A 22,719-nucleotide genomic window follows, 5' to 3' on the forward strand; every position below is an offset into this window, starting at 1 on the left:
GGGTCGTGGCTGGCGCGCAGCTCGGCGAGGTAGCCGGTCTGCTCCACCACGGCCTCGATCAGGGCTGCCACGCCGGCGCCGCCCTCGTGGACGGTCTGCAGGGCCTCGAGCAGTCCGGTGAAGGCCTTGATCGCGGTGACCGAGCGGGTGGCGATGCCGGGGGCGTCCTCGGGGCGGCCCAGGGCCGCGACGAAGGGGACCCGCTCGCGCTCGGCGAGCATCGCGATACAGGCCTCGGCCCGGTCGCCGATGCCCCGCTTGGGGACGTTGAGGATCCGGCGCAGGTTGACCGTGTCGGTGGGGTTGGAGATGACCCGCAGGTAGGCCAGCGCGTCCTTGACCTCACGCCGCTCGTAGAAGCGGGTGCCGCCGACGACCTTGTAGGGCAGGCCGACCCGGACGAACACCTCCTCCACGGCGCGGGACTGGGCGTTGGTGCGGTAGAAGACCGCGACGTCCTTGGGCTTGACGCCGTGCTCGTCGGCCAGCGCGTCGATCTGGCGGGCCACGAACGCGGCCTCGTCGTGCTCGGAGTCGGCGACGTAGCCGACGATCGGGGTGCCGTCGCCGGAGTCGGTCCACAGGTTCTTGGGGCGCCGGTCGGGGTTCTTGGCGATGACGGCGTTGGCGGCCCGCAGGATGGTCTGCGTGGAGCGGTAGTTCTGCTCCAGCAGGATCGTGCGCGCGTCGGGGTAGTCCTGCTCGAACTCGACGATGTTGCGGATGGTCGCGCCACGGAAGGCGTAGATCGACTGGTCGGCGTCACCCACGACGACCAGCTCCGCCGGCGGGACCTCCCCACCCGGAGCACCGACGAGCTCCTTGACCAGCTGGTACTGCGCGTGGTTGGTGTCCTGGTACTCGTCGACCATGACGTGGCGGAACCGGCGGTGGTAGTGCTCCGCGACGTCGGGGAACGCCTGGAGCATGTTCACCGTGGTCATGATCAGGTCGTCGAAGTCGAGCGCGTTGGCCTGGCGCAGCCGCCGCTGGTAGGCGGTGTAGGCCTCGGCCAACATCCGCTCCTGGTGGTTGCCCTCCACCACCTGCGAGGCGAAGGTCTCCTCGTCGACCAGCTCGTTCTTGAGGTTGGACACCTGCGCCGAGAACGAGCGCGGCGGGTAGCGCTTGGGGTCGAGGTCGAGGTCGCGCAACACCATCGACATCAGCCGCTGGCTGTCGGCGGCGTCGTAGATGGAGAAGGTCGACTTCATGCCGATCGTGGTCGCCTCGCGGCGCAGGATCCGCACGCAGGCGCTGTGGAAGGTCGAGACCCACATCGCCTGGGCGCGCCCGCCGACGAGGCCGGTGACCCGCTCGCGCATCTCCGCGGCGGCCTTGTTGGTGAAGGTGATCGCGAGGACCTCGCCGGGCTTGACGTGGCGCGCAGCCAGCAGGTGGGCGATGCGGTGGGTCAGCACGCGGGTCTTGCCCGAGCCGGCGCCGGCGACGATGAGCAGCGGGGAGCCCTCGTGCACGACCGCCTCGCGCTGCTGCGGGTTGAGCCCCTCGAGCAGCGCGGCCGGGTCGCGGGTGACCCCGGTATGCCGCGGCGCACCCTCGCCGGGTGCCTCACCGGCGGCTTCGGCCCACGTGGGCACGCCCCGGTGGTCCACCTCGCCAGAGGCTTGCTTCGGGCTGAGTCCGGGCAGGGGCAGGTCGTCGAAGAGGGTGCTCATCTCGGGGTCAAGCCTACGGGGTCCGGCCGACAGCGCCCGGCTCGCGCCGCGGCCCGGCGCAGCGTCCCCCGGCCCGCGAGGACTAGGACAGCTCTGGCGGTGCGCTCGGCTGCGGCGGGAGGGGCAGCGCCGGTTCCCGGGTCTCGCGCAGCTCGGTCGCGAGCCGGTCGGTGTCGACGTCGATCGGCGCCGTGACGACTCGGTCGGCCGCCGTGAGCGTGGCCTCCACCCGGTCGGCCAGGCGCGTCTCGCAGACCGCCAGCACCCCGGCCCGGCCCGCGTCGAGGGCCTCGCCGAGCCGGCTGAGCACCTCGCGGTCCAGCCCGCCCGCGGCGTGACCGGCGACCACGACGACCGCCGCGCTGCCGACCTCCCCGGCGGCGCGCGCGGCGATGACGCCCACGGGTGGGAAGAGCAGCGCAGCCACGCCGGCGGCCAGGCCCCAGCCGAGGCCGACCGCCGCGCCGTGCCGGGTGGGCTGCTCGTGCTTGCGGACGATGCGGACCTGCCCGTACTCGTCCTGCGCCACCACCGCCGCGTCGAACCCGTGCGCCAACCGGGGCACGCGGTAGAGCACCTTGAGCGCCTCGTAGTCCACGATCGCGGCGTCGACGCTGTCATAGCTCGCGGCCACCACGGACAAGGGGTGTTCCTGCTCCGGCATGCCCGAGGGCCTCCTCCCCGGGACCGGCCGTGAGCGGCGCGTCCCCGTGCCGGCCATGCTCACGCCGTGGTGCTCCGGCCCGCCTCATCCGGGACGGGTGACGTGGTCCCCGGCAGCGGGGCGACGCCGGGTGGACCGCGACCGCACGGCATACCCTCGGCGGGTGACCACACGGCATACCGCGACGATCCGGCCGGCCACCCCCGACGACGTGCCCGCCATCCTGCGCCTGGTGCACGAGCTCGCGGCCTACGAGAAGGAGCCCGACGCGGTCGAGGCGACCCCGGAGGGCTTCCTGGCGTGCCTGTTCCCCGCCGACGGGGCGCCGACCGCCTGGGCCCACGTGGCCGAGGTCGACGGCGACGTCGTGGGGATGGCGGTGTGGTACCTGACCTTCTCCACCTGGCTGGGCCGGCCCGGCATCTGGCTGGAGGACCTCTACGTCACGCCGGAGCAGCGCGGCTCCGGCCTGGGCAAGGAGCTGCTCGCGACCCTGGCGCGGATCTGCGTCGAGCGCGGCTACGGCCGGCTGGAGTGGTGGGTGCTGCGCTGGAACACGCCCTCGATCGGTTTCTACGAGGGGCTGGGCGCGCAGGCCCAGGACGAGTGGTCGGTCTACCGGCTGGACGGGACCGCCCTCGAGGGCCTCGGCCGCGCATAAGGTGGCGGCATGAGCCAGGACGTGTTCACCGCACCGGGCCCGCGGGACGACTCCGAGATCGAGCGGGCCCTGGTCGTGGTCGCCCACCCCGACGACGCCGACTTCGGCTCCGCGGGCACCATCGCCGCCTGGACCGAGGCCGGCATCGCCGTGACGGTGCTGTTGTGCACCCGGGGCGAGCAGGGCGGCTTCGACGAGACCCCGCGCGAGCAGATGCCGGCGATCCGCGAGGCCGAGCAGCGTGCCGCCAGCGGGGCGCTCGGCGTCACCGACGTGCGCTTCCTCGACGGCTACCGCGACGGCTGGCTGGAGCCCACGTGGGAGCTCCAGCGCGACATCGTCCGGGTCATCCGCGACGTGCGCCCGCAACGGCTGCTGATCCAGTCCCCGGAGCGGTGGTACGACCGGATCCAGGCGTCCCACCCCGACCACATGGCGGCGGGCGAGGCGGCGATCCGCGCGGCCTACCCTGCGGCCGAGAACGCCTTCGCCTGGCCCGAGCTGGTGCAGGAGGGCCTGCCGCCGTGGCACGTCGGCGAGATCTGGATCATGGCCCACCCGCGGATGACCCACGCCGTGGACATCACCGCCACCTACGACCGCAAGCTCAAGGCGCTCCAGGCCCACGCCTCGCAGACCTCGCACATGGACGAGCTCGACACCATGCTGCGCACCTGGGGCGGGGCGGTCGCGTCAGGCTTCGGGCTGCCCGAGGGCCACCTCGCCGAGGCCTTCGCCGTGACCCGGCTCAACTGACGCACGAACGTCCTTGTCCCACAACCGGATCGGGGGATCCCCCATGACCACCACCACCGCCCTGGTCGTCACCCGCAACGGCGGGCCCGAGGTGCTCGAGGTGCAGCAGCGCGACGTGCCCGAGCCCGGCGCCGGCGAGGTCCGCGTCCGGGTCGAGGCCTGCGGCGTCAACTTCATCGACGTCTACCAGCGCGAGGGCGTCTACCCCATCCCCACGCCGTTCGTCGTCGGGAGCGAGGGCGCCGGCATGGTCGAGTCCGTCGGCGAGGGCGTGACCGGCGTTGCCGTGGGCGACCGGGTCGCCTGGGCGATGCAGCCCGGCAGCTTCGCCGGCCTGGCCGTGCTGCCCGCCGCCGCCCTGGTGCCGGTGCCCGACACCGTCGGCACCGAGACGGCGGCCGCGGCCATGCTCCAGGGGATGACCGCGCACTACCTGGTCACCAGCACGTATGCCGTGCAGCCGGGTGACACGGTCCTCGTGCACGCCGCGGCGGGCGGGGTCGGCCAGCTCCTCGTGCAGATGGCCAAGGAGCGCGGGGCCACCGTCATCGGCACCGCCGGGACCGACGCGAAGGCGGACAAGGCCCGCGCGCTCGGCGCCGACCACGTCATCAACTACAGCCAGGTCACCGACGTGGCCGCCGCGGTCCGGGAGCTCACCGGCGGACGCGGGGTCGACGTGGTCTACGACGGCGTCGGCAAGGACACCTTCGAGGGGTCCCTGGCCTCGCTGCGCCCCCGCGGGATGCTCGCCCTCTTCGGCGCGGCCAGCGGGCAGGTGCCGCCGTTCGACCTGCAGCGGCTCAACCCCGCCGGGTCGCTGTTCGTCACCCGGCCCACGCTCGGGCACTACGTCGCCGACCGCGAGGAGCTGCTGTGGCGGGGAGGTGATGTCCTCGACGCGATCGCGCAGGGGCGCCTGCACCTCGAGGTGGGTGGGCGCTACCCCCTGGCTGACGCCGGCACGGCATACCGCGACCTGGAGGGCCGGCGCACCACCGGCAAGCTGCTGCTCATCCCCTGACCCACGCCCTCCCCGTCCCGCCCCCTCCCAGCGAGAGAACACGTCGCAGCCCGCGTTTTCGGCGCCTGAAGGGCTCGAAACGCGGGCTGCGACGTGTTCGGTCGGGCTGTGGTCGCCCGGGGGCTCAGGTCCAGAGCGCGGCGACGAGCACGTTGACGACAGCCAGTGCGCCGACCGCGTGGACCAGGTTGGGGTTGAAGGACTCCCCGCGCTTGTTCTTCGCCCGGGTGATCTCGGACAGCGCCACGACGGCCAGGGCCACGACGAGCTTCACCCCAACCCAGGCGCTGGCCGGCTTGTGGTCGGACCAGCCGGCTTCGGCCAGGCCGACGAGGATGATCCCGGTGAGGATCTGGGCGCGGGCGCCCCACACGATCGGCTCGGCGATCCGCGGCGACCTGGCCACGACGAACCACCCGCCGACGATGGCGGCCATGCCGAGCAGGTGCAGGACGAGGACCAGGTTGAAGACGAAGGACATGGCCACACCCTAGGGCCGCGGCCTCAGAGCAGCGAGAACGCGCGCAGCTCCTCCTGCGTCATCAGCCGGGAGCGGATGAGGAAGCGCACGCCTTCCGGCGCCTCCAGGGAGAAGCCGCTCCCCCGCCCCTTCACCACGTCGATGGTCAGGTGCGTGTGCTTCCAGTACTCGTACTGCGCCCTGGACATCCACACCGGCACCGGCTCGGCCACGCCCGGGACATCGAGGTCACCGAGGTGCACGTCCGCGTCTCCGGTCATGAACTCCCCTGCGGGGTAGCACATCGGGGAGCTGCCGTCGCAGCAGCCGCCGGACTGGTGGAACATCACCGGCCCGTGCACCTCGGTGAGGCGGCGGAGCAGCTCCGCCGCCTCACCGGTGGCCTCGACCCGACTCTGCTGGGTCTCCGCCATCGGCCTAGAAGAAGCCGAGGGCGTCGGGCGAGTAGGACACCAGCAGGTTCTTGGTCTGCTGGTAGTGGTCCAGCATCATCTTGTGATTCTCGCGCCCGATGCCGGACTGCTTGTAGCCACCGAACGCGGCGTGCGCGGGGTACTGGTGGTAGCAGTTGGTCCAGACGCGACCGGCCTTGATGCTACGGCCGACCCGGTAGGCGCGCGACCCGTCGCGCGTCCAGAGGCCGGCGCCGAGGCCGTAGAGCGTGTCGTTGGCCGTCTTGAGCGCGTCCGCCTCGTCGTCGAAGCCGGTCAGGGACAGCACCGGGCCGAAGATCTCCTCCTGGAAGATCCGCATCGCGTTGTTGCCCTCGAAGATCGTCGGCGCGACGTAGTAGCCCTCGGCCAGGTCGCCCTCGAGCACGTTGCGCTCCCCGCCGGTGAGCACCTTGGCGCCCTCCTGCCGGCCGATGTCGAGGTAGGACAGGATCTTCTCCAGCTGGTCGTTGGAGGCCTGGGCGCCCATCGTCGTCGCGGTGTCGAGCGGGTTGCCCTGGACGATCTTCTCCACCCGGGCGACCGCGTCCGGCACGAAGTCGCTGTAGATCGAGCGCTGCACCAGCGCCCGCGACGGACAGGTGCAGACCTCGCCCTGGTTCAGCGCGAACATCGTGAAGCCCTCGAGCGCCTTGTCGTAGAAGGCGTCCCGCTCGGCCAGGACGTCCTCGAAGAAGAGGTTGGGGCTCTTGCCGCCGAGCTCCAGCGTCACCGGGATGATGTTCTGGCTGGCGTACTGCATGATCAGCCGGCCGGTCGTGGTCTCGCCGGTGAAGGCGATCTTGGCGATCCGAGACGAGGACGCCAGCGGCTTGCCCGCCTCCACGCCGAACCCGTTGACGACGTTGACGACGCCGGCGGGGAGCAGGTCGGCGACGAGCTCGATGACCTTGAGGATCGACCACGGCGTCTGCTCGGCGGGCTTGAGCACCACGGCGTTGCCGGCAGCCAGGGCCGGCGCGAGCTTCCACGTGGCCATGAGGATCGGGAAGTTCCACGGGATGATCTGCCCGACCACGCCGAGCGGCTCGTGGAAGTGGTACGCGACGGTGTTCTCGTCGATCTCGCTGCTGCTGCCCTCCTGGCCGCGCAGCACGCCGGCGAAGTAGCGGAAGTGGTCGACCGCCAGCGGCAGGTCCGCCGCCAGCGTCTCGCGCACCGCCTTGCCGTTCTCCCAGGACTCGGCGACTGCGAGCATCTCGAGGTTGTCCTCGAGCCGGTCGGCGATCTTGTTGAGGACCAGCGACCGCTCGGCCAGCGACGTGCGACCCCAGGCCGGCGCCGCGGCGTGCGCGGCGTCCAGGGCCGCCTCGATGTCCTCGGCCGTGCCGCGACCGACCTCGCAGAACGGCTTGCCGTTGACCGGCGAGATGTTCTCGAAGTACTGGCCCTTCTTCGGCTCGACCCAGTTGCCGCCGATGAAGTGGCCGTACCTGCTCTGGACCGAGACCAGTGAGTCCGCGGTGCCAGGGGGTGCGTAGACCGTCATTGCGCTCTCCCAACGTCAGTGGTGGGCCCCCGCACCCGGGAAGTGTCTGCGACCCGGGTGCAGGGGGTGTCACCGACGCTAGGAACGCGCAGGTTGCATCCACGTTGCACGGTCCTCACGCGCGTGGCGCCCGACCCTCCCGCGGGGCGGGCCGCTCGCGGGTCAGGACAGCTCGCGGTCGAGGCGGGCGAGCTGCCCCAGCACCAGCGGCCGCAGCGGGCTGCCCTGCGGCAGCACCGCCCGCTGGGCGAGCCACATGGCGTAGTCGTCGCTGCCCCACGAGGCGCGCGTCCACGTCGACATCAGGTCCGCCTCCCGGCTCTGCATCACCGCGCGGCGCAGCGACTCGTGGACCTCCTCGCGCAGCCGCACCACGCCCGGGGCGGCCGAGTGCGGCAGTAGCGGACCGCGATACAGGCGCAGCGCGGAGCGCACGTCGCCGGAGGCGAGGTGGGCCTCGACGGCGAGCCAGTCCCCGGCGAGCTCGGCGGCGAGGCGGTAGGGCCGCGACGCCAGCACGTCCTCGCCGAGCAGGTGGCGCAGCCGGTTGAGCTCGACCCGCAGCGTCGAGGCGCTGACGTCCTCCTCGTAGAGCAGCACCGCGAGCTCGTCCCCGGAGAGCCCGCGCGGCGCGGAGGCGAGCAGCAGCAGGATCTCGCTGTGCCGCGGGCTCAGCCGCAGCGTGCCCTGGTGCCCGCGGCCGTCGTCGAGGGAGAGCAGCGTCTCGGAACGACCGAGCGACTCCATGACCACCGACAGGCCACGCGCGGTATGCCGTGGCTCGCCGCTGCGCCGCGAGAGCACCTCGCGCGCCAGCTCGGCCTCGGCCATGCGGGCCGCGGCCCGCACCATCGCCATGGTCTGCGGCACGACGATCTGGTCGCCGCCGGTGATGTCGAGGACGCCGAGCAGGCCGTGGGTCTGCGGGTCGTGGATCGGGGTGGCGGCGCAGCTCCAGCGCTGCACCGACCGGCGGAAGTGCTCGGCGCCGATGATGTTGACCGACTCGTCCAGCCGCAGGGCCATGCCGGGGGCGTTGGTGCCGGCCACGCGCTCGTCCCAGTTGGCGCCCTCGACGAAGCCGATGGCCTCGGCCTGGCGCAGGACCTGGGGGTGGCCGCACACCCAGAGCAGCTGCCCGGCCGAGTCGCTGACCGCCATGATCGCGTCACAGTCGCGGGCGGCCTGGCCGAGCACGTCGTCGAGCAGCGGGAAGACGCGGGAGAGCGGGTGCGCCTCGCGGTGGTCGCGGAGGACGTCGGTGGGCAGCGTGATCGGGGCGTCGACGAGGTCGGCCTGGACCCCCGCCGCCGCCGAGCGGAACCAGGAGTCCGCGACCTGGGCGCGTACCCCGCGCTGGGACGACACGTAGCCCAGTAGAACCCGGCGACGCCGATCGCGCCAGACCTCGGTCAGAGCAGGCGGCGGCCCGCGGCCCAGGCGGTCAGCTCGTGCCGGGAGGACAGCTGCAGCTTGCGCAGCACCGACGAGACGTGGGTCTCGACCGTCTTGACCGAGATGAACAGCTCCTTGGCGACCTCCTTGTACTGGTAGCCGCGGGCGATCAGCCGCATCACCTCCCGCTCGCGGGCGCTGAGCCGGTCCAGCTCCTCGTCGACCTCGGCGATCTCGCCGGCGGCGGCGCCGAACGCGTCGAGGACGAAGCCGGCCAGTCGCGGGCTGAACACCGCATCACCGTCGGCGACGCGGCGGATCGCCGTGGTCAGGTCGTTCCCGCTGATCGTCTTGGTCACGTAACCCCGGGCCCCGGCGCGGATGACCGCGATGACGTCCTCGGCGGCGTCGGACACCGACAGCGCGAGGAATCGCACCGGCGCCCCCGACCCGGTGGTCGCGCCCCGCGAGCCGCTGATGACGTCGCTGCCGCCGTTGCCGTTGCCGCCGGGCAGGTGCACGTCGAGCAGCACGACGTCGGGGCGCGTGGCGGCGACCACGCGCACCGCCTCGTCGACGTCCGCGGCCTCCCCCACGACCTCCAGCGAGGGGTCGAGCTCGGCCTTGACGCCGGAGCGGAACATGCGGTGGTCGTCGACGAGGACGAGCCGGATCGGGTCGGTCATGAGCGGGCTCCCGGAGGTTCGGACGGGGTCGCGGCGCGCTGCCCCGGCTCGGTGGCGGTGGTCGGGTCGGTCTGTGGTGCAACGGTTTCAGCGGATCGTTCGGTCCCCTCGCCGGGCGGAGCCACGGGCAGGGACAGGGCGACCTCGGTGCCGTCCTCGAGGCGCCGCACCCGGGCCGACCCGCCGTGCCGGTCCATCCGGCCGACGATCGACTCGCGCACGCCGAGGCGGTCGGCCGGGACGGCGTCGACCTCGAACCCGTCGCCGTGGTCGCGGACGAACGCCTCGACCAGGGTGGGCCCGACCTCGACGTAGGCCGAGACGGGCGGCCGGCCGTGGCGCACCGCGTTGAGCAGCGCCTCACGCAGGGCCCGCACGAGCGCCTGGCCGGGCTCCTCCAGCGGCCGGTCGCCGGTCACGACGAGCTCGACGGGCACCCCGTGCAGGTCCTCCACCTCGTGGGCGACCTCGGTGACCGCGGCGGCGAGGCTGGCCCCGGACCCCCGGGGACCGGCATACAGCCAGCCGCGCAGCTCGCGTTCCTGGGCGCGGGCGAGGCGCGCCACCTCGGCCGGGTCGTCGGCCTTGCGCTGGATGAGGGCCAGGGTCTGCAGCACCGAGTCGTGCAGGTGCGCCGCGATGTCGGCGCGCTCGGTGGCCCGCACCAGCCGGGCCTGCTCCTCGCGCAGGTCGTTCCACAGCCGGACCGCCCACGGGGTGGCGATGAGCGCGACCCCGGCCAGGACCGCCGCGGCGGCGACCGCGACGTTCCACAGGCCGCCCAGCCCCTGGCCCAGCGCGGCCAGGCCGATGATCCCGGCGATGGCGAGGACCACGCCCGCCCCGAGCCGCAGCATCCCCGGCGGCCGGTCGGCACCCCTGCGCGCCAGCCAGCGGTCGCGCTCGGTGTCGTCGAGCTGGGTCCAGGCGAGCACGGCGCCCAGCGCCACGACGAGGACCGGGATGACGATGTCCAGGCGCAGGTTCACCCCGCGCTGCTGGAGCACCAGGGCCGTGCCGAGGACCACCAGGGCGGCGCCGAGGAGCAGGTTGCGGGCAGCCTCCGAACGCACCGGGCGGACGCGCCGGGCCGGGGCGCCTTGTCCCGCAACAGGATCAGCGGCGGGCCGCTCCTGCGGGGTGAGGGCCCAGAGAAAGAGGTAGACGCCGATGCCGGCCCCACCGAGGAAGCTGGCGAGGACGAAGCAGATCCGCACCACGTTGACGTCGAGGTTCAGGTGCTCGGCCAGCCCGGCGCACACACCACCGATCAAGCGGCCCTCGACCGGGCGGGTCAGCCGGTGCGGCGACGGCTCGGGCGGCCGCGTGGGTTCGTAGGGCGTGGGCACGTGCCCATCCTGTCCCACCCCGGGGCCCCGGGTCAGGTGCGGCGGGCCGTTCTCAGGGGCGGGTCAGGGTCGGCTCAGGGACGTTCCTCATGGCCGTGCCCCCCGGCGCACAGCAGGATCGAGCCATGAACGAATCGACGGGGAGCGCACCGGTGAACGCGCTCGACAAGTTCTTCGACGGCCTGCGCGGCCTGGGGGTCCGGCGACGCGCCCACGACAAGTGGATCGGCGGCGTCTGCTCAGGCATCGCCGACCGCCTCGGCGTCGACCCGGTCATCGTGCGCGCTGCGACGGTGCTGCTGGTGCTGCTCGGCGGCGTGGGCGTCTCGGCCTACCTGGTCGCGTGGCTGCTGCTGCCGGAGACGAACGGCTCGATCATGGCCGAGCGCGCCCTGCGGCACGGTGAGGGCAGCGCCGTGGTGCTGCTGGTCATCACCGGCTTCGCCGTGTTCAGCGGCTTCCCGTGGTGGTTCGGCCACAACGGCTTCTGGAGCTTCCCGTGGGGGCTGCTCGTCCTGGGCGGCCTGCTGTGGTGGGCGCTGAGCAACCGCGAGGGCCGCACGCCCCCGGCCCCTCCCGCCCAGCCCGCACAGCCGGCGGCGCCGGGTGAGCAGGGCACGCCGCCCACCGGCCCCACCACGACGACCTCGGCCATGGGCGCGGCACCGTCGGCGCCCGCGGGGGCTGCGTGGTCAACGCAGGTGGCCGAGCGCACCGCGGCCTGGGGTCAGGACGCCGGCGAGCGCGCCGCCGCCTGGGGCCAGCAGGTCGGGAGCAGCTTCACCCCGCCCGCGCGACGCCGCTCGGGTGGAGCGCTGATGACCCTGGTGGGCATCGGCCTCGCCCTGGTGACCTACGGCCTGATGACCTGGCTGGGCGACATGTTCAACCTGCCCGGCAACCACACCGTCATCGCCCTCGCCAGCGCACTCGGCGCCCTGGGCGTACTGGTCCTCGGCATCGGGATCGCCGGGTGGCGCGCAGGCTTCCTCGGCTTCCTCACCGTCTGCCTCGCCGTCGTCGTGTGGGCCGCGGCCATCTTCCCCAGCAACCTCAACGTCAGCACCCGCGTCGGCGACCAGACCTGGCGGCCGCAGACGATCTCGGCGGACTCCACGTTCGGCATCGCGGTCGGCGACGCGGTGCTCGACCTGACCCGGCTGCCGGCGACCGGCCTGACCGGGGTCAGCGTCCCGGCCTCGGTCGGCGTCGGTCAGCTGACGGTCATCGTCCCGAACGACGTCACGGTCGCCGTCGACAGCCACGTGGGCGTCGGTGACATCACCTACCCCGCGGACGGCGGCGTGAGCAAGAGCTCGGGCAGCGACGTCAGCAAGCACGCCGTCATCGGCACCGGCCCCACCGCGCTGACCATCAAGGCCGGCGTCGGTTTCGGAGAGATCAAGGTGGTCAAGGAATGAGCATGGACCAGTCCCACGACGGCACCGAGCCGGTCGAGGCCGGCGACCCGACCCAGGCCCTGCCCTCCACCGGCGAGCCCCAGGACGCGCCGAGCGCGCCCGTCAGCGAAGACACCCAGCGGTATGCCGAGCCGGTCACCCCGGCGGCCGCGGCCACGCCGGCCGTGGCTCCCGCAGCCCCGACCGTCACCGCACCGGAGCGTCCGCGCGGGCCGCACGCCGCGGCGATCCTGCTCGGGGTGTTCGCGATCGCGGTCGCCGCGCTGGCGATCCTGCGCGAGACGACGGACCTGACGGTCAGCTGGTCGCAGCTCGGCCCCGGCTCGGTGATCGTGGCCGGCCTGCTGCTGCTGCTCATCGGCGTGGTGGGCCTGACCCGCCGCGAGCGTGGCCGCGAGCACTGACCCTCATCCCGCCGAGAGGGACGTTCCTCCGGGTTCTGCGCCAGCGCACACCCGAGAAACGTCCCTCTCGGCGCATGAAGGTGGGCGCCTAGACCAGGCGGCGTCGGGTCAGCCGCCTGCCCGGACACCGCGCGCTGAGCAGCACCTCGGCCATCGTGAGCACCTTCACCGGGCTCATCCACCCCTGCGACGGCTTGTGCAGCGCCCAGCCGGCGCCGAGGGTGACGGCTGCGTGCTGGACGAGCCCCGCCTGCGAACGCCAGACCAGGACCGTGCCCGGATGGTCGTCCCGGCCGCCCGGACACGTGTGGCCGGCGAGCCATTCCTCGAACGGCTCACGCTGCATCCACCGGGTCGCCACCTCGCTGACCCCCGAGGCAGCCATCACCGTGGCCAGGCAGTTGGGTCCGCTGCCGCCCGGGAACGTCCCGGCCAGCTCCCGGGCTCCCGGGAGAACGCGACCGGCCTCGCGCCAGACAGCAGCAGGGACCTCGGCATGACGGCTGCGCCGCATCCCCTCCTCCACGAACGGCACGAGCGCATCGTCCTCGCGACCCCCCAGCAGCTCCGGCCACCAGACGAACCGGTGCCCGTCGGCCTGCTCGCGGATGCCGTGGTCCCGCAGCGCCGGCCACGACCGCACGCTCGGCACGAGTCGTCGTCCAACGGCCCGTTGGGTGCGCACCAGCTCAGCGCGCACCTCCCGCGGCAGCGCCGTGAACTCGGCGGCCGTCACGCCGCGACACGTCATGCCGGCGGGCGGGGTGTAGATCTCGAACGTGTCGCGCCACTCCACGGCCGCGGGTCCGGGGGCCACCGGACGACCCAGCTCAGCCAGGGCGCTGCCCTCCGGCACGAGGAAGGGCTGCACCTCCGGGGCGAACCAGCCTGCCCACCGGGCCATGAGCTCGTCGCCGACCTCGATGCCCAGGACCTCGCGCGCGCTCCCCACGGGCGTCATCGTGCCACCACCGAACGCACCTGTTCCGTCGTTTCCGGCCCGTCAGGGCCACGAAACGACGGAACTGGTGCGTTCGGACGTGCTCTCAGGCGTGCTCGGTGCCGCCGAGCCACTCGTACCGGTGCTCGGGCCGCCCGGTCGCGCCGTAGCGCAGGCCCAGCTGGACGCGGCCGGCCCGGGCCAGGTCGGCCAGGTAGCGCTGGGCGGTCGCCCGGGACACCCCGACCGCGTCGGCGATCGCCTGCGCGGTCATCGGCTCCCCTGAGGAGCGCAGCGCCTCGCGGACCGCCTCGGCTGTCACCGCCGACCGCCCCTTGGGCAGCGCCGAGCCGGTGAGGTCGCCCTCGTGCAGCATCCGCATCGCCCGGTCGACCGCCTGCTGGTCGAGCTGCCGGTCGCCGTGCAGGGAGCGATGGAACCGCTCGAACGCCACCAGCCGGTCGGCCAGGACCGAGGGGGCGAACGGCTTGACGAGGTAGTTGACCGCGCCGCGCGAGATCGCCTGGCGCACCGTGGCCGCGTCGTCGGCCGCGCTGATGACGATGACGGCCGCCCCGATCTCACCGATCACCGAGGACCCCGGCCGGTCGGGGAGGTACTCGTCGAGCAGCACCAGGTCCGGTGCGGTCTCGGCGGCCAGGCGCACCGCGTCGGCCGCGGTGTGCGTGGTGCCGACGACCTCGAACCCCGGCACCCGCTCACAGTACGACGCGTGCACGCGGGCGACCCGGAAGTCGTCGTCGACGACCAGCACCCGGATCACGTCAGCTCCTCGTGGCCGGGGGTGGCGGTCTGCCCCTCGCGCAGCAGCACGCCGCCCATCCTCGCGCGGAAGACGGCCCCGTGCCCGCTGCCGCCGGCGTCGACCAGCTCCACGTCCCCGGCGTGCCGGCGGGCGGTCTGCCGGGCCAGCACCAGCCCGATGCCGTGCCGCTCGGCCCCGTCCGCACGGGTGGTGAACCCGCTGGCGAACACCCGGCCCACCTCGGCCGGCGGCACCCCGGCGCCGGAGTCGACCACGTGCACCAGCAGGTCGGCGCCGTCGGCGACCAGCGTGACCTCCACGGTGGCCGGGCGGGCGGGGCCGTCCGCGGCCGCGCGCACGGCGTTGTCGACGAGGTTGGCCACCACGGTGACCGCGTCCAGTGGCGCCCGCAGCCGGGCCGGCACCCAGGTCGCGTCGGTCACGGTCAGGGCCACACCCGACTCCGACGCCGCCGCAGCCTTGGCCGCGAGCAGCCCTGCGAGATAAGGGTCCTCGACCCCGGCCCCGAGGGCGGCACCGTCCTGGAGGTCGTCGAGGTAGCCCTGTGCCTCATCGACGTGGCCCAGGTGCAGCAGCCCGCTGAGGGCGTGCAGCCGGTTGGTGTACTCATGCGCCTGGGCGCGCAGGGCGTCGGTCAGGGCCCGGGTGGCCTCGAGCTCGCGGCCCAGCTCGTCGAGGTCGGAGCGGTCCCGCAGGATCAGCACCTGGCCCAGGTCGCGTCCCTCGCGGCGCACCGGCAGCCGGGTGGCGAGGACGACCCGCTCCCCCACCACGCGCATCGCCCCGGTCGGCGCCTCCGGGGTCGTCAGCAGCGCCTGGACCTCCTCCGGCACCCCGGAGTCGGCCAGCGGCACGCCGAGGCTGACCGAGGCGCCGAGCAGCCGGCTCGCCTCGGCGTTGCAGACACTCACCCGCTCGCGGTCGTCCACGGCCAGCACACCGTCGCGCACCCCGCCGAGCACCGCCTCGTGCTCGCGCAGCAGGTCGGCCATGTCCTCCGGCTCCAGCCCGAGCGTGGCCTGCCGCAGCCGCCTGGCCAGGGCCACCGCCCCCAGCGAGCCCAGGGCCAGCGCCGCGGCGGCGACCAGGGCCAGCAGCCCGGCCAGCTGCCACATCCGGTGGTTGAGGTCGGCGATGTCGATGCCCACGCTGACCTCGCCGACCACCCGTCCGTCGGCGGCACGCAACGGCACCTTGCCGCGGGCAGAGTCGCCCAGCGTGCCGCGCTGGATCGCCACCACCTCACGGCCGGCGAGCGCGTCGGAGGGGTCGGTGCTCACCCGCTGGCCGATCAGCGAGGTCGTCGGGTGGCTGAACCGGATCCCCGCGTCGTCGGTCACCACGACGTAGAGCGCACCGGTCGCGCGGCGCACCTGCGCGGCATACCGCTGGACCGGGCCGTCCACGGACGGCCGGGTGCTGCTCACCTCGCTGGCCAGCTGCTCGCGCTGCGCCACCGTCCGGGCGATGCCCAGGGCACGCTGCTCGAACTGCTGCTCCAGGTCGCGGCGCAGCACCATCGTCGAGACGAGCGTGGCGAGCACGAGGACGAGCGCGAGCACGGCGACCTGGAACAGGATCGCCTGGGCCCGCAGCGGCAGCCGCCGGGGGGAGCGTGTGAGCACCCGGACACGGTATGGCGACCGGTCGCCTCCCGGGGTCGTGAGCAGAACGCGCAGAACGCCACTTGTGTGAAATGAGGCCGTAACGCGCGCAAGGGATGTGCGCTGGGTCACGTCGCTCCTACGGTCGCCCGTCATGAGCCAGACCACCGCACCGGCCATCACCTTGCGGGGGGCGAGCAAGAAGTTCGCCACCCGTGACGGCTCGGCCTTCACCGCCATCACCGACGTCGACCTCACCGTCGCCGCCGGCGAGTTCGTCACCGTCGTCGGCCCCACGGGCTGCGGCAAGTCGACGACGCTCTCGCTCGTCTCCGGCCTCGAACCGGCCACCTCCGGCACCGTGCAGGTGCACGACGCCCCGGTCACCGGCATCCCGGACGGGGTGGGCTACATGTTCCAGTCCGACGCCGTGCTGCCGTGGAAGAACGTGCTCGACAACGTCGCCCTCGGCCTGCGCTACCGCAAGGTCCCGACGTCGGAGGCCCGCGATCGCGCCCGCGACTGGATCGCCCGGGTCGGCCTCGCCGGCTTCGAGGACCGCTACCCGCACCAGCTCTCCGGCGGCATGCGCAAGCGCGTCGCCATGGCCCAGACGCTCATCACCGAGCCGTCGCTGCTGCTGCTCGACGAGCCGTTCGGCGCCCTGGACGTGCAGACCCGCGAGCTCATGCAGGACGAGCTGCTGCGGCTGTGGTCCGGCACCGGCGCCGCGGTCGTGTTCGTCACGCACGACCTCACCGAGGCGATCAGCCTCGCCGACCGCGTGGTCGTCATGACCGCCGGGCCGGCCACCGTCAAGGACGTCGTCACCGTCGACCTGCCCCGGCCGCGCCGGGTCGAGGAGATCCGGCTGACGCCCGAGTTCACCGAGCTGTACCGCCGCGTGTGGGACAGCCTTCGCGAGGAAGTGGAGATCACCCGTGCCCGAGGAGCCTCCCGTGTTGCTTGAGCGGACCGACCGTCCGGCCGACGCCGCCCCCACCCCCGCCGAGGAGGCTCCCGCGCGCGCCGCCGGCCCGATCGCGTTCCTGCGCGGGCGTTCCGGGCACTCCCCGGTCATGGTCAACCTGGTGCGGGTGGTCCTCGTGGCCGCCTGGCTCGCCTCCTGGGAGCTGGCCGCGCGCACCGTGATCGACCCGTTCTACTACTCGATGCCCAGCCAGATCTGGACCAGGCTCGTCGAGTGGTTCACGGTCGGCACCTCGCAGGGCACGATCTGGGAGAACATCGCGATCACCCTGCAGGAGGCGGTCTACGGCTTCGTCCTCGGCAGCCTCGCCGGCGTGCTGCTCGGCGTCGCGCTGGGCCGCAGCCCGTTCCTGGCTGACGTGCTCGCGCCGTTCATCAAGGGTGCCAACGCCATCCCCCGCATCGTGCTCGCGTCGCTGTTCGTCATCTGGTTCGGCCTGGGCATGAGCTCCAAGGTCGCCACCAGCTTCGTGCTGGTCTTCTTCGCGGTCTTCTTCAACGCCTTCCAGGGCGCCCGCGAGGTCGACAAGGTGCTGGTCGACAACGCCCGGATCCTCGGTGCGGGGCGGTGGGACATGCTGCGCACGATCATCCTGCCGAGCGCCACGTCCTGGATCCTGGCCAGCCTGCACGTCGCCTTCGGCTTCGCCCTCATCGGCGCGATCGTCGGCGAGTTCACCGGCGCCGACAAGGGCCTGGGCATCCTCATCAACCACGCCCAGGGCAACTTCGACGCCGCCGGCATCTACGCCGGGATGATCGTCACCACCGTGATCGCCCTGGTCGCCGAATGGCTCATCAGCAAGGTCGAGGTGCGCCTCACCGCCTGGCGCCCCGCCGTCAAGGGCAACGCCGCCTCCGGCCTCTAGCCCGTCGGCCACCACCGGCCCGTATCCCGGGCCGGCGCCGCCGGCGACGCACCCCCGGTCCGCACCACCCGCGGATACCGCTGCGGTTCAACGCCTTTCCACCCCACCTCACGAAAGAGAGCACTGCCATGCGCCCGCGCACCCACAAGCTCGCCGCGCTCGTCGCCCTGCCCCTCGCCCTGGCGGCGCTGTCCGCCTGTCGCGACTCCCGCGCCGGCGCGAGCACCAACGCTGCGGGCCAGCCGCAGGTCAAGATCATGGTCGGCGGCATCGACAAGGTGATCTACCTGCCGGCCAAGCTCACCGAGCAGCTCGGCTATTTCAAGGACCAGGGCGTCGACGTCCAGCTGCTGACCGAGCCGTCCGGCGCCTCCGCGGAGAACGTCCTGCTGGCCGGGCAGGTGCAGGGCGTCGTCGGGTTCTACGACCACACCGTCACCCTGCAGGCCCAGGGCAAGTGCCTGACCAGCGTCGTCCAGCTCGCCAAGACCCCCGGTGAGGCCGAGGTCGTCTCGACCCAGGCCGCCGCCACCCTGGCCGGCGCCAAGGACTTCAAGGGCAAGAAGCTGGGCGTCACCTCGCCCGGCTCCTCCACCGACTACCTGACGCAGTACCTCGCGGCGAAGAACGGCATCACGGCGGCCGACTACTCCACGGTCAAGGCCGGCGCCGGGTCGACGTTCATCGCGGCCCTGTCCAATGGCGGCATCGACGCCGGCATGACCACCGACCCCACGATCGCCAACGTCGAGGCCAAGGGCCTGGGCAAGGTGCTCGTCGACATGCGCACCGAGGAGGGCACCCGCCAGGCGCTCGGCGGCCTCTACCCGGCGGCGTCGCTCTACATGGGCTGCGACTACGTCAAGGCCAACCCGGAGACGGTGCAGAAGGTCGTCAACGCGTTCGTGAAGACGATGAAGTGGATCGGCAGCCATGACGCGAGCGAGATCGCCGCGAAGATGCCCGCCGACTACGCCGGTGGCAACCAGGCGCTCTACGTGAAGTCGATCAAGGACTCCTCGCCGATGTTCACCTCCGACGGCCGGATGCCCGAGGGGGGCCCGCAGACCGTGCTGGACGTGCTCGGCACCTTCAACGACAAGGTCAAGGCCAAGAAGGACGCGATCAAGCTCGACGAGACCTACACCACGGCGTTCGTCGACAAGGCCAGCTGACCAGGCCGCTTGACCCCGCCGAGAGGGACGTTCCTCCGGGTTTCGCGCCACCGCAAACCCCGGGGAACGTCCCTCCCGGCGCGTCAGGCATCGTGGCCATGGGGAGGCCACAGCGCGAGCGCCGCACGCCAGCCGGCGGTCAGCGGCAGGCCGGCCAGGTCGTCGGTGGGGAACCAGGCCGCCGACGCGGTGGTGCCGCCGACGTCGTGGACCACCGGCTCGGTCGGCTCGCCGCAGGTGGCGCGGTAGACGATGCGCACCGCGTGGAAGTCCTCCAGCCGGCCGTCGGGCGCCCGGCCGACCCAGTGGCTGCTCTGGATGCCGGCCAGCGAGGTCACCTGGACCCGCTGCCCGCTCTCCTCCCAGACCTCGCGCAGCACCGTGTCAGCCGGCGCCTCGTGCGGATCGAGCCCACCGCCGGGCAGCCCCCAGCGCCCCGGCTCGCTGGTCAGCCCGGACAGCTGGGCCAGCAGCAGCCCGCGCTCGCTGGTCACCACGGCATACGCCGCCACCCGCTGGTAGGGGTCCGCGACCTCACCGGGCTCGACGACCAGGTCGCGGTCGCGGTGCACCACGGCGGTGTGCGGCACCGGCGGCCGGCCCTGCGCCGGGGCGACCTGGAAGCGGGCGGTCAGCACGTGCCGCTCCGCGGAGTGGCTGCTCACCTCCAGGGCGTCCACCGCGCGCCAGCCACAGGCCCACAGCAGGGCCTGGGGGTCCTGGCCGTGGCCGAGCCGCTGCCGGGCGACCTCCGCTCCCGCGGCGTCGACTCCGACGACCTCGATGTCCGGCTGCGGGGTGCGCTGCCGGGCCATCGGCGGGCCCCCGCGAGCGCGATCGCCCGGGCGTACTCCGCCTCGGCCCGCTCCAGCACGTGCTCCCAGGACTGGGCCGGCGGGACCTGCCGGTTGCGCTCCGCCATGCGGCCACGCAGCGCGTCGTCGAGCAGCAGCCGCGCGACGCAGCCGGCCAGGGCCTCGTCGTCGCCGGCGAGGAACCCGTTGACCCCGTCCTCGACGTACTCGTTCAGCCCGCTGCCCCACAGGCCCACCACGGGCAGCCCGGCGGTGCGGGCCTCCAGCGCGGCGATGCCGAAGCTCTCCAGCCGGGCGGGGGCGACGTAGATGTCCGCGTCCGCGTACGTCCTGCGCAGCTCCTCGCGGCTGACCCGTCCGACCAGGCGCACCGTGCCGGCCAGGTCGTGCCGGTCCACGAAGCGCTGCAGCCGCGCCCGGTCCGGGCCCTCCCCCAGCACCTCGAGGGTGAACGGCACGTCCGGGGCCAGCTCGCGCACCCGCAGCACCGCGTGCAGCAGCGCCATCGGCCGCTTGCGCGCGGCCAGGCGCATCGCCGACACCACCCGTATGCCGCCCGCCCCCGCCTGCGGCCCGGGCTCGGTCAGCCACGCGGAGACGTCGATGCCGTTGGGCAGGTTCTCCACCACCCCGGCGTCGCCGATCGCCCGCTGCAGCGGCTCCCCGGCCACACCCGACACGGCGTTCATCGCCACCCCGGCCTCGGCCCAGCCCCGCACGGTCGGGACCAGCCGGAACAGCGGCGCCGCGGCCCCGAGCATGCAGTGCCACGTCATCGTCGTGGGCAGCCCGATCGAGGTGGTGACCCGGGCGCAGTCGACCGCGAACGGGCTGACCACGCCCATGTGGACGTGCGCCACGTCATACCCGCCCTGCTGCAGCCGGCGCCGCAGCTCGGGTGGGGCGAGGGGGTTGACAGGCAGCTCGAAGGGCAGCCGCAGGGCCAGCCGGTGCACCTCGATGCCGTCGACGACGTCGACGAAACCGCCCCGCTCCCCGTGCGCGCCGGGTGTGGCGGTGAACACGCTCACCTGGTGTCCACGGCCGCGCAGCCGCACGGCAAGGTCGTGGACCTGCACCTCGATGCCCCCCAGGCGGGGCAGGTAACAGTCGGACAGCAGGGCAACCTTCACGAAACCCAGCCTTCCATGAGTCAGGATGTACCCCGATGCCACACACCCTTTGTGCCTTCCACGCCCACCCCGACGACGAGGCGCTGCTGACCTCGGGGACGATGGCGCGTGCCGCGGCGGAGGGTCACCGTGTCATCGTGGTGGTGGCGACGGACGGGGACCTGGGGCTGGCCTCCGCCGAGTTCGCCGGGGACGGCCGGCTGGGTCAACGCCGGCTCGAGGAGCTGTGCGAGAGCGCGCAGGCACTGGGGGTGGCACGCGTGGAACACCTGGGTTATGCCGACAGCGGCCTGGCCGACGACCTGCAGCCGGACCCGCCAGGACGCACCCGGTTCGTCCGGGCCGACACCGACGAGGCGGCGCGGCGGCTGGCCGCCATCCTGGAGGAGGAGTCGGTCGACGTCCTTCTGACGTACGACGCCAACGGCGGCTACGGGCATCGTGACCACGTGAAGGTGCACGAGGTGGGAGCCCGTGCGGCCGAGCTGGCGGGGACACCGAGGGTGCTCGAGGCCACCGTGCCGCGCGACACGATCTGCCGAGCCATCGCCCTGGCCGGCAAGGTCTACCGCTTCCCGCCCGAGTTCGACCCCACCTCGTTCGAACGCGCGTTCAGCCCTCGCGCGGCGATCACCCACCGGATCAGCGTGCGCCGGTATGCCGCCGCGAAGCGCGCCTCCATGCGCGCCCACGCCTCCCAGGCCAGCGCGGACGGGGGCGCCGACCGGACCCTGGCGGCCTTCCTGCGCATTCCGCGACCGGTCTACGACCTCGTCTTCGGGCGGGAGTGGTTCGTCGACCCGCGGCACCCGGCCGGGGCGCCGGTAGCCCATGACGTGTTCGCGGGGCTGACGTGAGCGCCGCGCAGGGAGAGACCGTGGCACGTCCGGCGACCGACGAGACCGACGTCCCCCGCTTCACCCGGCCGACCACGCGGCAGCTGCTGCAGGGCCTGGGTGGCCTGGCCATCGCCGTGGCGGTGCTCGCCTGGGGGCTGCCGCACTTCGTCGGCACGAGCTGGCACAAGGTCTTCGAGCTGATGCGCCACGTCGGCCCCTCCACGGCGCTGGGCCTGCTCTTCCTCATGATGGCCGGGCTGTGGCTCTACACGTTCACCCTCACCGGGTCGCTGCCGGGCCTGTCCCACCCCCGGGCGCTGATCGTCAACGTCTGCGGGTCCTCCGTCGGCAACCTGCTGCCGTTCGGTGGGGCGGCCGGGGTCGCGGCGACCTACGCGATGTGCCGCTCCTGGGGCTTCTCGCGCCGCGACATCTCCACCTCGATCGTGGTCAGCGGCGTGTGGAACGTGCTGGCCCGGGTGGTGCTGCCGATCATCGGCATCGCGGCGCTGCTGTTCGGGGCCGGTGACCTGCCACGGGCCGTCGCCGGCGGGGCCGTTGTCGGTGGCGTCCTCGGGGTGCTGCTGCTCGGCACGTTCATCGCGGTCATCGCCTCCGAGGGCGCCGCGACCGTGGTCGGGCGCACGTTGGACAAGCTGCTGCGGCCGATCTCGCGGCGCACCCAGCGCAGCCACGACCTCGGCATCGACGAGCTCGTGCACGACCTGCGCGGGCGCATCTCCGGGGTGGTCCGGACCGGGTGGGCCAGCATGACCTTCGGCCTGGTCGGCTTCTTCGGCGTCTACTACGTGCTGTTCTGGTTCTGCCTCAACGCCACCGGGGTGCACGTCTCCTTCGCGCACATGTTCGCCGCCTACGCCCTGGGCCGGCTGCTGACCGCGGTCGGCATCACCCCCGGCGGCGTCGGGGTGACCGAGACCGGCACGGCGGCCGTGCTCGTCGGCTGGGGTGCCGACCCTGCCGGCGCGACCGCCGGCGTGGTGCTGTTCTCGGTCTACACCCACCTCATGGAGATCCCGCTGGGCGCCCTCGGCTGGATGGCCTGGGGCCTGTCCCGCAAGCAGCGCCCCGCCGACTGAGCACCC

Annotated in this window: 23 protein-coding genes; 10 read left to right on the top strand and 13 right to left on the bottom strand. The window is 73.2% G+C overall.

The window, feature by feature from the left end; genetic code table 11:
- Positions 1 to 1,679 (bottom strand): UvrD-helicase domain-containing protein (locus tag ACXVGS_RS13445; protein ID WP_458537050.1); only part of this gene is annotated, 1,679 nt, incomplete at its 3' end.
- 82 nt (positions 1,680 to 1,761) lie between these two features.
- On the bottom strand, positions 1,762 to 2,343 hold the full coding sequence (locus tag ACXVGS_RS13450; protein ID WP_458529317.1) for a hypothetical protein: 582 nt from the start codon (positions 2,341 to 2,343) through the stop codon (positions 1,762 to 1,764).
- A gap of 55 nt (positions 2,344 to 2,398) precedes the next feature.
- Here ACXVGS_RS13450 and ACXVGS_RS13455 point away from each other — a divergent pair, with 55 nt between their 5' ends.
- The 3 genes from ACXVGS_RS13455 to ACXVGS_RS13465 are packed head-to-tail and all read left to right on the top strand — an operon-like array spanning position 2,399 to position 4,784.
- Positions 2,399 to 3,004, top strand: coding sequence for an N-acetyltransferase family protein (locus ACXVGS_RS13455; protein ID WP_458533490.1), 606 nt, complete (start codon positions 2,399 to 2,401; stop codon positions 3,002 to 3,004).
- Between the two features lie 9 nt (positions 3,005 to 3,013).
- The gene (locus tag ACXVGS_RS13460; RefSeq protein ID WP_458529315.1) at positions 3,014 to 3,760 is read left to right on the top strand and encodes a PIG-L deacetylase family protein; all 747 of its coding nucleotides are present in this window, start codon (positions 3,014 to 3,016) and stop codon (positions 3,758 to 3,760) included.
- 43 nt (positions 3,761 to 3,803) lie between these two features.
- Complete coding sequence (locus ACXVGS_RS13465) at positions 3,804 to 4,784, top strand: quinone oxidoreductase family protein (protein ID WP_458532211.1); 981 nt, start codon at positions 3,804 to 3,806, stop codon at positions 4,782 to 4,784.
- A gap of 124 nt (positions 4,785 to 4,908) precedes the next feature.
- Here ACXVGS_RS13465 and ACXVGS_RS13470 read toward each other — a convergent pair whose 3' ends face one another.
- From ACXVGS_RS13470 to ACXVGS_RS13495, 6 genes are all read right to left on the bottom strand, one after another.
- Positions 4,909 to 5,265 (bottom strand): hypothetical protein, encoded by a 357-nt coding sequence (locus ACXVGS_RS13470; RefSeq protein ID WP_458529313.1) that lies wholly within the window; start codon positions 5,263 to 5,265, stop codon positions 4,909 to 4,911.
- 23 nt (positions 5,266 to 5,288) lie between these two features.
- Complete coding sequence (locus tag ACXVGS_RS13475; protein ID WP_458529312.1) at positions 5,289 to 5,678, bottom strand: DUF779 domain-containing protein; 390 nt, start codon at positions 5,676 to 5,678, stop codon at positions 5,289 to 5,291.
- Between the two features lie 4 nt (positions 5,679 to 5,682).
- Positions 5,683 to 7,206 carry an acetaldehyde dehydrogenase ExaC gene (gene exaC, locus ACXVGS_RS13480; protein ID WP_458529311.1) on the bottom strand — a complete coding sequence of 508 codons (1,524 nt, stop codon included), beginning with the start codon at positions 7,204 to 7,206 and terminating at the stop codon, positions 5,683 to 5,685.
- Between the two features lie 162 nt (positions 7,207 to 7,368).
- Positions 7,369 to 8,574: a GAF domain-containing protein gene (locus tag ACXVGS_RS13485; protein WP_458532210.1), complete on the bottom strand. Its 1,206-nt coding sequence runs from the start codon at positions 8,572 to 8,574 to the stop codon at positions 7,369 to 7,371.
- Positions 8,575 to 8,618: 44 nt separating this feature from the next.
- A complete protein-coding gene (locus ACXVGS_RS13490) occupies positions 8,619 to 9,287 on the bottom strand; it encodes a LuxR C-terminal-related transcriptional regulator (RefSeq protein ID WP_458529309.1) in 669 nt (222 codons plus the stop codon).
- Positions 9,284 to 10,636, bottom strand: coding sequence for an ATP-binding protein (locus ACXVGS_RS13495; protein ID WP_458529308.1), 1,353 nt, complete (start codon positions 10,634 to 10,636; stop codon positions 9,284 to 9,286). Before ACXVGS_RS13495 ends, ACXVGS_RS13490 begins: the two co-directional genes overlap by 4 nt.
- Positions 10,637 to 10,761: 125 nt before the next feature.
- Between ACXVGS_RS13495 and ACXVGS_RS13500 the strand changes: the two genes are divergently transcribed.
- Complete coding sequence (locus ACXVGS_RS13500; RefSeq protein WP_458537051.1) at positions 10,762 to 12,057, top strand: PspC domain-containing protein; 1,296 nt, start codon at positions 10,762 to 10,764, stop codon at positions 12,055 to 12,057.
- The gene (locus ACXVGS_RS13505; protein ID WP_458532207.1) at positions 12,054 to 12,461 is read left to right on the top strand and encodes a hypothetical protein; all 408 of its coding nucleotides are present in this window, start codon (positions 12,054 to 12,056) and stop codon (positions 12,459 to 12,461) included. Before ACXVGS_RS13500 ends, ACXVGS_RS13505 begins: the two co-directional genes overlap by 4 nt.
- An 88-nt stretch (positions 12,462 to 12,549) precedes the next feature.
- Here the strand turns inward: ACXVGS_RS13505 and ACXVGS_RS13510 are convergent, their stop codons facing one another.
- The 3 genes from ACXVGS_RS13510 to ACXVGS_RS13520 all read right to left on the bottom strand — a co-directional run bounded on the left by ACXVGS_RS13510 (position 12,550) and on the right by ACXVGS_RS13520 (position 15,813).
- Positions 12,550 to 13,413 (bottom strand): hypothetical protein, encoded by an 864-nt coding sequence (locus ACXVGS_RS13510; protein WP_458537052.1) that lies wholly within the window; start codon positions 13,411 to 13,413, stop codon positions 12,550 to 12,552.
- Between the two features lie 94 nt (positions 13,414 to 13,507).
- The gene (locus ACXVGS_RS13515) at positions 13,508 to 14,185 is read right to left on the bottom strand and encodes a response regulator (protein ID WP_458529304.1); all 678 of its coding nucleotides are present in this window, start codon (positions 14,183 to 14,185) and stop codon (positions 13,508 to 13,510) included.
- Complete coding sequence (locus tag ACXVGS_RS13520; RefSeq protein ID WP_458529303.1) at positions 14,182 to 15,813, bottom strand: sensor histidine kinase; 1,632 nt, start codon at positions 15,811 to 15,813, stop codon at positions 14,182 to 14,184. The genes ACXVGS_RS13515 and ACXVGS_RS13520 overlap by 4 nt, the downstream gene beginning before the upstream one ends.
- Before the next feature lie 133 nt (positions 15,814 to 15,946).
- Here ACXVGS_RS13520 and ACXVGS_RS13525 point away from each other — a divergent pair, with 133 nt between their 5' ends.
- The 3 genes from ACXVGS_RS13525 to ACXVGS_RS13535 all read left to right on the top strand — a co-directional run bounded on the left by ACXVGS_RS13525 (position 15,947) and on the right by ACXVGS_RS13535 (position 18,826).
- Positions 15,947 to 16,762 carry an ABC transporter ATP-binding protein gene (locus tag ACXVGS_RS13525; RefSeq protein WP_458529302.1) on the top strand — a complete coding sequence of 272 codons (816 nt, stop codon included), beginning with the start codon at positions 15,947 to 15,949 and terminating at the stop codon, positions 16,760 to 16,762.
- The gene (locus ACXVGS_RS13530) at positions 16,752 to 17,651 is read left to right on the top strand and encodes an ABC transporter permease (RefSeq protein WP_458529301.1); all 900 of its coding nucleotides are present in this window, start codon (positions 16,752 to 16,754) and stop codon (positions 17,649 to 17,651) included. The genes ACXVGS_RS13525 and ACXVGS_RS13530 overlap by 11 nt, the downstream gene beginning before the upstream one ends.
- A 128-nt stretch (positions 17,652 to 17,779) precedes the next feature.
- Positions 17,780 to 18,826, top strand: a complete 1,047-nt coding sequence (locus ACXVGS_RS13535) for an ABC transporter substrate-binding protein (protein ID WP_458529300.1) — start codon at positions 17,780 to 17,782, stop codon at positions 18,824 to 18,826.
- Between the two features lie 83 nt (positions 18,827 to 18,909).
- On the opposite strand, the gene ACXVGS_RS13540 is transcribed toward ACXVGS_RS13535, so the two are convergent.
- Both ACXVGS_RS13540 and ACXVGS_RS13545 read right to left on the bottom strand, forming a co-directional pair.
- Entirely contained in the window at positions 18,910 to 19,491 is a 582-nt protein-coding gene (locus tag ACXVGS_RS13540) for an NUDIX hydrolase (RefSeq protein WP_458537053.1), read from the bottom strand.
- The gene (locus ACXVGS_RS13545) at positions 19,488 to 20,774 is read right to left on the bottom strand and encodes a glycosyltransferase family 4 protein (RefSeq protein WP_458537054.1); all 1,287 of its coding nucleotides are present in this window, start codon (positions 20,772 to 20,774) and stop codon (positions 19,488 to 19,490) included. Before ACXVGS_RS13545 ends, ACXVGS_RS13540 begins: the two co-directional genes overlap by 4 nt.
- 35 nt (positions 20,775 to 20,809) lie before the next feature.
- On the opposite strand from ACXVGS_RS13545, the gene ACXVGS_RS13550 reads away from it, so the two are divergent.
- Both ACXVGS_RS13550 and ACXVGS_RS13555 read left to right on the top strand, forming a co-directional pair.
- Positions 20,810 to 21,631, top strand: a complete 822-nt coding sequence (locus tag ACXVGS_RS13550; RefSeq protein ID WP_458537055.1) for a PIG-L family deacetylase — start codon at positions 20,810 to 20,812, stop codon at positions 21,629 to 21,631.
- Positions 21,632 to 21,651: 20 nt separating this feature from the next.
- Entirely contained in the window at positions 21,652 to 22,713 is a 1,062-nt protein-coding gene (locus tag ACXVGS_RS13555) for a lysylphosphatidylglycerol synthase transmembrane domain-containing protein (protein ID WP_458529296.1), read from the top strand.
- Positions 22,714 to 22,719: the final 6 nt, after the last annotated feature.

Source organism: Oryzihumus sp. (assembly GCF_054325275.1).

Excerpts from the sequence above, each read along its gene's own strand:
- ACXVGS_RS13450 (WP_458529317.1), bottom strand. The coding sequence starts at position 2,343 with ATGCCGGAGCAGGAACACCCCTTGTCCGTGGTGGCCGCGAGCTATGAC.
- ACXVGS_RS13455 (WP_458533490.1), top strand. The coding sequence starts at position 2,399 with ATGCTCACGCCGTGGTGCTCCGGCCCGCCTCATCCGGGACGGGTGACG.
- ACXVGS_RS13460 (WP_458529315.1), top strand. The coding sequence starts at position 3,014 with ATGAGCCAGGACGTGTTCACCGCACCGGGCCCGCGGGACGACTCCGAG.
- ACXVGS_RS13465 (WP_458532211.1), top strand. The coding sequence starts at position 3,804 with ATGACCACCACCACCGCCCTGGTCGTCACCCGCAACGGCGGGCCCGAG.
- ACXVGS_RS13470 (WP_458529313.1), bottom strand. The coding sequence starts at position 5,265 with ATGTCCTTCGTCTTCAACCTGGTCCTCGTCCTGCACCTGCTCGGCATG.
- ACXVGS_RS13475 (WP_458529312.1), bottom strand. The coding sequence starts at position 5,678 with ATGGCGGAGACCCAGCAGAGTCGGGTCGAGGCCACCGGTGAGGCGGCG.
- exaC (WP_458529311.1), bottom strand. The coding sequence starts at position 7,206 with ATGACGGTCTACGCACCCCCTGGCACCGCGGACTCACTGGTCTCGGTC.
- ACXVGS_RS13490 (WP_458529309.1), bottom strand. The coding sequence starts at position 9,287 with ATGACCGACCCGATCCGGCTCGTCCTCGTCGACGACCACCGCATGTTC.
- ACXVGS_RS13500 (WP_458537051.1), top strand. The coding sequence starts at position 10,762 with ATGAACGAATCGACGGGGAGCGCACCGGTGAACGCGCTCGACAAGTTC.
- ACXVGS_RS13505 (WP_458532207.1), top strand. The coding sequence starts at position 12,054 with ATGAGCATGGACCAGTCCCACGACGGCACCGAGCCGGTCGAGGCCGGC.
- ACXVGS_RS13525 (WP_458529302.1), top strand. The coding sequence starts at position 15,947 with ATGAGCCAGACCACCGCACCGGCCATCACCTTGCGGGGGGCGAGCAAG.
- ACXVGS_RS13535 (WP_458529300.1), top strand. The coding sequence starts at position 17,780 with ATGCGCCCGCGCACCCACAAGCTCGCCGCGCTCGTCGCCCTGCCCCTC.
- ACXVGS_RS13550 (WP_458537055.1), top strand. The coding sequence starts at position 20,810 with ATGCCACACACCCTTTGTGCCTTCCACGCCCACCCCGACGACGAGGCG.